The sequence below is a fragment of the Gemmata sp. genome (assembly GCF_051859125.1).
Lineage (GTDB): Bacteria > Planctomycetota > Planctomycetia > Gemmatales > Gemmataceae > Gemmata.
On sequence record NZ_JBHYGG010000143.1, the window covers coordinates 1 to 7,767 of the forward strand.

General features: G+C 67.8%; 6 protein-coding genes and 2 pseudogenes. 5 read left to right on the plus strand and 3 right to left on the minus strand.

The window, feature by feature from the left end:
* Window positions 1-74: 74 nt before the first annotated feature.
* Window positions 75-500 (minus strand): ISAs1 family transposase, encoded by a 426-nt coding sequence (locus ACTIGN_RS14305; RefSeq protein WP_439624924.1) that lies wholly within the window; start codon window positions 498-500, stop codon window positions 75-77.
* An 84-nt stretch (window positions 501-584) separates the two neighbouring features.
* On the opposite strand from ACTIGN_RS14305, the gene ACTIGN_RS14310 reads away from it, so the two are divergent.
* Window positions 585-1,253, plus strand: coding sequence for a hypothetical protein (locus ACTIGN_RS14310; RefSeq protein ID WP_439624926.1), 669 nt, complete (start codon window positions 585-587; stop codon window positions 1,251-1,253).
* A 301-nt stretch (window positions 1,254-1,554) separates the two neighbouring features.
* Here ACTIGN_RS14310 and ACTIGN_RS14315 read toward each other — a convergent pair whose 3' ends face one another.
* Both ACTIGN_RS14315 and ACTIGN_RS14320 read right to left on the minus strand, forming a co-directional pair.
* Complete coding sequence (locus ACTIGN_RS14315) at window positions 1,555-2,532, minus strand: ISAs1 family transposase (RefSeq protein ID WP_439624928.1); 978 nt, start codon at window positions 2,530-2,532, stop codon at window positions 1,555-1,557.
* Window positions 2,533-3,041: 509 nt separating this feature from the next.
* Window positions 3,042-3,545 carry an IS66 family transposase gene (locus tag ACTIGN_RS14320; RefSeq protein ID WP_439624930.1) on the minus strand — a complete coding sequence of 168 codons (504 nt, stop codon included), beginning with the start codon at window positions 3,543-3,545 and terminating at the stop codon, window positions 3,042-3,044.
* Between the two features lie 24 nt (window positions 3,546-3,569).
* Between ACTIGN_RS14320 and ACTIGN_RS14325 the strand changes: the two are divergent.
* The 4 genes and pseudogenes from ACTIGN_RS14325 to ACTIGN_RS14340 all read left to right on the plus strand — a co-directional run.
* Window positions 3,570-3,860 (plus strand): annotated as a pseudogene (locus tag ACTIGN_RS14325) (IS66 family transposase); the annotation flags it as partial.
* A 546-nt stretch (window positions 3,861-4,406) separates the two neighbouring features.
* Window positions 4,407-4,640 (plus strand): annotated as a pseudogene (locus tag ACTIGN_RS14330) (exodeoxyribonuclease III); the annotation flags it as partial.
* 499 nt (window positions 4,641-5,139) lie between these two features.
* Window positions 5,140-6,729, plus strand: a complete 1,590-nt coding sequence (locus tag ACTIGN_RS14335; RefSeq protein ID WP_439624932.1) for a tyrosine-type recombinase/integrase — start codon at window positions 5,140-5,142, stop codon at window positions 6,727-6,729.
* Between the two features lie 566 nt (window positions 6,730-7,295).
* A complete protein-coding gene (locus ACTIGN_RS14340; protein WP_439624934.1) occupies window positions 7,296-7,733 on the plus strand; it encodes a TIGR02996 domain-containing protein in 438 nt (145 codons plus the stop codon).
* The last annotated feature ends 34 nt before the right edge of the window (window positions 7,734-7,767 follow it).

Below are 7,767 nucleotides of genomic sequence, written 5' to 3' on the forward strand. Positions count from 1 at the left end.
TAACCGATTAGAGGCTGCCACAACGACTTGCGGTTCACCAGACAGAGCCTAGTCGAGGGGTTTTGGCGTAGTTGTCATTCGGCTGGATCCGGGAGGGGTATTTCAACGCACACGGGAACAGTGGAAGTGTTCAGCTCTACGGTCGAGGCCGACCGCACCACACTCCCGTCTACGGCGATGTGCCTCAGCCCGGCCGCCTTGCACAGTTCGGCCATCCACCCGGCGACACACCGCCCGAACGCCTGCGGGTCGAGCCGGGCGAACACCCGACCGCAGGTGTCGTGGCTCGGGATGCCGTTCGGGAGCGATAGAAACCGCTTGAGCCGGTCCCCCTTGGCCTCGCCGAACGCCTCGACCTTCTCCCACGAGTCGGCACCGCTGATGACCGCAGACAAGTCAATCGCCAGGATGTCGCCGAGGGCGTGCTTCCTGGTCCGGTCGATCCGCGGGTCGGGCAGGCCGGCGAAGTGGCGGGCGATCGACACGTCCGGGTTCGGCATACCGCGGCCTCCGCTGCTCCCGCCGATCTACCCCGCCCAGCGGCATCGCCTATCATCGGGTTGCACCCATCATCGGGGTGGCCCATGACCGAAGGGGAGTGGCTGGCCTGCCGCACAGACTCGGTGCGGATGCTGAGCAGGGTCCCGCGTGCGGGAAACGACCGCAGGTTTCGGTTGTATGCGGTGGCACTGTGCCGCTTGGTGGGCTTCCTGATTGAGGACGAAGGACCGGAAGCCGAAGAGGCCCTCGCGGTGGCCGAGTTGTTCGCCGATAGAGCCGCGCCGGAGGAAGCGTTGGCATTGGCGTGCCGCCAGCTTGCGGCATCGTCTCCCGACCGAGCGGCTTGGTTCCCGGTGAGGCTCCCATGCGGTCACGGGGCCGCCCTTCGCTCTATCGAATACGCCGCGGCTGTTGTGATGCGGGGAATCGCTCACCACCACCCCGCGCTCGACGAATACGGTGACGCTGATGCGAAACGGAAGGCGTTCAACGTGAAGAAGACGGATATTCTTCGGGACATCTTCGGCAACCCGTTCCGCCCCGCCTCCTTCTCCCCGGAGTGGCGGACCGACACCGCCGTTGCGTTGGCCCGGCAAATCTACGAGTCGCGAGAGTTCGGCGCGATGCCCTTTTTGGCGGACGCGCTCCAGGACGCCGGGTGCGACAGCGACGTCATCCTGAGCCACTGTCGCGGACCCGGTCCCCACGTCCGCGGCTGCTGGGTAGTTGATCTGGTACTGCGAGGGGAATGACAGAACGACTCATGCCGGCTACGCCACTTCATGATGCGTAAGCCCTACCGGCTGCCGTGTTCGGCGCTACGTCGCTCCAGCTCTTTGACCTTCAGATCGGGACCCGTTCGCACTCGGCAGAAGGGAGGGTCGGCCCGCCGGTAATCAGTAACTTCCCCCGCGCCGGGCGGGGCCGGTCCCCGCGGCGCGACCGATTTGAACTCGGCCCCCGACTTCAGGTAGGGTGGGCTCCGCGACTGGTGACCCCACGCGGAGCCCGACATGACCAACGATACGTACCTCACCCTCCAGGGCAGGCGCACTACTTGGCCCCGATTTCCTGTAGCACCTTGAGCATGTAATCGTCGTCCCAGGCGGCCTTCATCCGGCGGGTCTGGATGCTCCCCTTCGTGTCGGCCCGCTCGAGGAGCGACACCGCGACCCGCCGAACGATCCCGAGGTTCAGGTAGTAGTGGCTGGTGCAGGTCCGCACCCCGCCCACCTCTCGCTCCCGGTTCACCTGCACGACCGCCGCCACGTCCGGCCACTCGGCCGGGATGCCCTCGGTGTTCTTGAACACGCCCACGTACCGCTCCTCGTGCCGACCGTGGGCGTCGTCCACCTGCTCGTCCCCCTCCATGCCGACCAACTCGGCCTCGCACGCCGCCTCGACCACTCGCTCGACGGCCGCCCGGAGGGTCGGCTGGTTGTCCTTCACGGCCAGCAGGTAGTGCCCGCCCTGGGACCGGATGAGCCGAGCGTTCTCGGTCTGGCACCCGGCCGCATCGATCGTCACGATCGCCCCGGAGAAATCCAGCACCCGCAACAGGTCGGGAATGGCCCCAATCTCGTTCGACCCGTCCGGGACGGCGACCTGGCCGAGGGCCAGGCGATTCTCGGTGGCCCAAGCGGTGACCACGTGAACGCACCCGGTGGCCGTGTTCCGCTTGGCCCCCCGAGCCGACTTCCCGTCGATGGCAATGGGCACCAGCCCGGTGGCCTCACACGCCGTCGCCATCCAGCGGCCAAACGCCTGGGCGAATGCTCCCGGTGCCAGCCTGGCGAACACCCGGCCGAACGTGTCGGCACTCGGGATACCATTCTCCAAGGTGAGGAACCGGCGGAAGAAGTCGGCCTTGGTCCGCCCGTACTCGGCGATGGCCTCCCACGTCTCGGCCCCGCCGATGACCGCACACGTGGTGATGGCCAGGACATCGGTCAGGCGGTGGAGTTTGTTCTCGGTCTCGCGGCGTGGGTCGGTCAGGCCATCGAATACGGTCGTGAGTGGCAAAGGCGGCATCGGGGTTCCTCCCGGAACGGCTGTTCGGACCGTCGCACTGGACCCGGCGTACCGGCGGTGGGAAGATGGGCGACATGAAGGTTTTGTTTCAGTCACCCGTGGACTCAGATGGCCCGCCGCACCCGTCGCTGTCCGAGGGCAGGGTGTACGAGGTGCTCGGGATCGAGGCCGACTGGTTCCGGCTCCTCAGCGACCGTGGCGAGCCGGTGCTGTTCGACCCGAATTGGTTCCGGGTATCGAGTCGGAAGGGGCGGCTGGTGATGACGGGCGGAATGCGGAAGGGACATTCGCCATGCTCAGGCGGCAGGGCGGGCCCGGTTGCCCGTCCCCACCGCGGGGCCGACGCGCTCACCGCAATCGGATAGATGGGCGAGGGCGGTCGGAGGATTCACCGTACCGGGCCGGCGAATCACGTTGTCGAAAATGTGTGGGAGAGCTTTTGTGGAAACGATTGCGGCCTGCTGAGCGCGGTGCGTCAGCAGGTTCGAAGCGTGTTGATTGGTGGGGGCTTACCCCGCCGTCGCGGTCGCGTTGGATGTGTTCCGCGTTTGATACAACAACCAGCGATCCGGGAGCCAATCCAACAACTGCTCCGTCGTAGGCTTCTCGCCCAACGCGAACAGCCCCGGCAGGGTGTCACGCTGGTACGCGAACGGGTCGATCAAGAGGTGCTTGCACGTGCCCACCACCGAGTACAACACCGCCGCCGTCCGCCCGCCCACTTCGCTGCCGATCACGCCCCAATTGTTCCGGCCCAGTGCGACGGCACGAAGCGTCCGCTCGCTCAGGTTATTGTCCAGGGCCAGGAAGCCCTCTTCGAGGTATCCCTTCAACGCCGCCCAGTTGTTCGTCGCGTACCCGATGGCCCCGCCCAGCGGCGTCTTCGGTAGCGCACCCGGCTCGTACTTGTTTAGCGCCTTGGCAGTAGCACGGGGCGAGATAGTAGCCGGTTGCCGAACCATCGCAACGCGTGACTGACGTGATCCACCACGGAATGCGTCTGGCGACGACACGTCTCGAACACGGACCAGTGGCCGACGCTGGGCCGTTACCTCGTCGATTCGAGGTTCGCGATCGACAACAACGTAATCGAACGCGCCTTGCGACCGCTGGCAGCCAGTCGGAAAAATTGGCTGTTCATAAGTGGCGATGGTGGCCTTGTGAGTGCGGCGGTGCTGATGAGCCTGTGTGCCAGTGCGAAGCGTCAGGAGTTGAATCCGTGGATGTACCTCACCGATGTGCTCACGCAGTTGGCTGCGAGGCCAGCTAACGTGACCTATCTGCTGCCCGATGTCTGGGCCAAACAACACTTCCCCGCCAGTCACTGAACTTCACACCTCGACTTGCCGACCGAACGCAACGGTTACGGGACGCACGAGGTGGCCCGGTTCTGCCACCGCCACCGCGACCGGCTCACCCTGGTGAGCAAGTTGTGCCCGGACGCCAACCTGTTCGCCCCGCCCCCGCCGTACTCGGGCAACGGCCGCCCGCGGGTGAAGGGCGACCGGGTGCCAAAGCCCCGGCAGGCGGCGGAGACCGCGCCCCGCATTAAGCTCACGGTCGTGTGGTACGGGGGCGGGACCCGGCGGGTCGAGGCGGCGAGTGGGACCGGGCACTGGTACAAGGGCGGGCGCGGGCTGGTCCCGGTCCGGTGGGTGTTCGTCAAGGACGCCACCGGCACCGACCGCGACGAGTACCTGTTCACCACCGACGTCGGGCTGAGCCCCGACGCGGTGGTCGGGACCTACTGCGGCCGCTGGTCGATCGAGACCACCTTCCAGGAAGCCCGGTCGGCCCTCGGGCCGGAGACGACCCGGGGGCGTTGCCGCAGTACGGTCCTGCGGGCCGCCCCGTGCCTGTTCGGGCTGTACACGGTGGTCGCGATCCTGTTCCACACGCTGCCGGCGGCGAAGCGGGTCGGTGCCGTGTCGTGGCCCGATGTCGCGTGTCTCCAGGAGCTCAAGACTCCGCAGGAGAAGTTTCCCGCCGACGCACTCCGGGAGGCGGGCTACCACGCGATCTGGCACGGGCAGAGGGCGTGGAACGGTGTCGCCATTCTGGCTCGAACGGGTGAACCGATCGAGACGGGACGGGGGCTCCCGGGCGAGCGACAGCAGTGACTCCAAAAGTGACAACTCGTATTCACCTGTCCCGAGGGATGGTGTCGGTCACGATGTCCGTCCCAATGATCGAGTCGATTGTTAGCGAGGGGGCTGTCGCTAAACCGCAGCATGCGTCGTGGTTGATGGGCACTAACAGGTCGTGATTCACTACGGAAGGGTGAGAGCATCGCGAGGCCGAACTACGGAGAAAACAGGCGCTTCGTTGCGCCGTTTCGCAACGCCTTGCAACACCCTCGCGGGGCGTGTAGACTCGCACCATCGCCTCGTATTTCAGGCGGTTGAAGCGATCGAAGAGAGACTGCGAGCGGCTTTTCACACGGACGAAGTCACAGGTTCAAATCCTGTATCGCCCACTCTGCTCAAGTGCTAGGCGACGAAGCACTTCCTCGACCGATCACGACACGCCATCACCCGCCGAGATTTGCAGGTTTTACAGTAGTTACTGTAAAATCCGCCCCTCGGTTCTCCTTTCAGGAGTCTGGTGGTGGCACGCCCCAAGAACGTGATTCCCCGGTACACGCGACACATGGCCAGCGGCCAGGCCCAGGTTTGCTGGACCGACGCCCTGGGCCGCCGCAGGTCCAAGACGCTTCCCGGCCCCTACGACTCGCCCGAGTCCAAGGCGGCCTACGCCCGGTTGGTGACCGAACTCCAGGTCCAGCCCCTCGCGGTGGCCGGGGGGCAATCGCCGTACCTGGCCGACGTGCTGGTCGCGTTCCTCCTGTACGCCCAGCGGCAGTACGCCGGGGAAGATACTGAAAACCCCTCGTCCGAACTTCGGCACTTCAAGACCGCGATCCGGCACGTCCGCGAACTCTACCCCGACGTCCTCGCCGCCGACTTCGGGCCGCTGGCGCTGAAGGCGGTCCCCGAGCGGTTCGTCGAACAGGGCTGGGGACGGGCGACGGTGAACCGCCAGACCAAGCGGGTCGTCCACATCTTCCGGTGGGCGGTCGGCGAGGAACTGGTCGGGCCGGACGTCCACCGGGCGCTGGACCTGGTGTTGCCCCTGCGGCGGGGGGCGACACGGGCGGGCGAGGCGACGCCCCGCACCCCGGTCCCTGAAGCGGTGGTCGAGGCGACGCTCCCGTTTCTGAACCGCCACGTCGCCGGGCTCGTGCGGCTGCAACTGCTGACCGGCTGCCGCCCCGGCGAGGTCATGCGGATTACCCGGTCGCAGATCGAGACAGCCGGGTCCGCCTGGGTCTACCGCCCGCGGCACCACAAGATGTCACACAAGGGGCACGCCCGGGACGTGCCGCTGGGGCCACAGGCGAGGCAGTTACTGGCGGAGTTCTTCACCGACGACCCGGACGACTACTTGTTCTCGCCCCGACGCGCCGTTCAGGAGGTCCGACTCAAGCGGGCCGAGGAGCGGCGGACCCCCCGCTACCCGAGCCAGGACCGAAGGCGGGAGGCCACGAAGAAAGAGGAGCCCCGCCGGAAGCCGTCGAGCCGCTATCAGCGGCAATCCTATCTGAACGCCGTCATCCGGGCGTGCGACCGGGCGTTCCCCGCCCCCGCACCACTCGGGCGGGCCGAAGGCGAGTCCGTCGCCGCGTGGAGGGCCCGGCTCACGGCGGATCAGCGGGCCGCGTTGCGCCCCGTCTTCGTCGTCCTGGCGGCGGGCTGCTCCGCGCTGTTCCTCCTCGGCCCCCTGGCCGTTGCCGTCTTTCTCGTCGTCTTCGCACCAGCCAACGTGAGCACGTACCTCGCGCCGGGGGCGGTCGGGTTCGCGGCCGTCATGGCGTGGGCGATGTCGTCGAGCGTCCAGTGGGTGGAACTGGACGGCGGGGTCCTCAGGGCCCGCAGGCTCCTGACGCGGCGGATCGTGACGCACCGGGTCAGCGACATCGTCGCGGTCGAGCCGCTGCACTCGACCTACGTGGGGCCCCTGGAGAACGCGCTGGCGGACATGATGATGGGCACCTCGAACCGGGGGTACGAGCTGCGGTTCCGGGACGCATCGAAACTCGGACTGGTCCGCGGTGACATGAAGGGGCTGGACCAGTTCCTGCGGGTGCTCGCGGCCGAGATCGCGGCCCGGTGCGGGCCGCTCGAAGGACTCGGGTGACGGCTGCCGCGCCCGCGCCGCCTCCGGTGCGAACTGGCGGGCGGGCCGCTGGCCGAAGCTCGAAGCTCGGGTCTCGGCGACGCCACTTGCCGACGAGGTGTTCCCGAAGGACGCCGAGGCGCGCAGTTGCTCCACCCGGGTCAGTGGTGCCGCCGCCGCGGTGGTCGGGAAGTACGTGACCTCGGCCGCCGACGAGGCGGCGGCCACCACCAGGGTGTTCTCCCGGCCCGCGGCCCACACCCGCGTACCGCACTCTGGACTTTGGAGGGAGGAGGGACGGGGAGGTGGGCCGCACCCCGGCACGCTCCGGGGGGCGTGTACCGGCCGCGGCCCGGGAACGAACGGTCGGCCACGGGCCGGCGGAAGTTACGGAAGAGGAAGACAAGGGGGCTCCCCGCCCGGGGCAATCAGTAACCCCGAAGGACGCCCCCCTCCGGCCCTCTCCCTTTCCCCAAACTCCCCGCCCGGGACGGGTCTGGGGGCTTTTCAGTAACTTGCCATTACGGACTCCACGACGGGCTCGACAAGGTCGAGAGGCTCACCCCTGGTCCGGAGCGAGGCGACCGGTGAGTGACCACTCCCACCTCTGGGCCGCGTGCCTCGCCGACCCGGCCGACGACACGGCTCGGCTGGTGCTGGCGGACCTGCTCCGCGAGTCCGACGACTCGGACGCGCAGGCCAAGGGCCGGTTCCTGTGGGCCGGCGTCACCGCGGCCGGGTTCCGCGACGCCGACCTGATCGACGACCCGCACTACTACGCCGCCCAGGCCGAACTCGGTGCCGTGGCCGCATCGGGAGCGCCGGCCCGGTGGCTCGGACTCCTCTGGATCGGCCCCGACCCGCTGACCCGAAGCGACTGGGCGTGGGACGCGACCCGCGACCGCGTCACCGTCCGCATCGGGGACACGCTGGGCACCTACGTCCGGGGGATGCTCGCCGAGGTCGCAGCGTCGCTGGAGCAGTGGCTCGTGCTGTCCCGCCTAGCCCCAATGCCCTTCAGTTAAGCACAACGACAGCCTCGCGGAAGGGTTTCGTCGG

Excerpts from the sequence above, each read along its gene's own strand:
- ACTIGN_RS14310 (WP_439624926.1), top strand. The coding sequence starts at position 585 with ATGACCGAAGGGGAGTGGCTGGCCTGCCGCACAGACTCGGTGCGGATG.
- ACTIGN_RS14315 (WP_439624928.1), bottom strand. The coding sequence starts at position 2,532 with ATGCCGCCTTTGCCACTCACGACCGTATTCGATGGCCTGACCGACCCA.
- ACTIGN_RS14305 (WP_439624924.1), bottom strand. The coding sequence starts at position 500 with ATGCCGAACCCGGACGTGTCGATCGCCCGCCACTTCGCCGGCCTGCCC.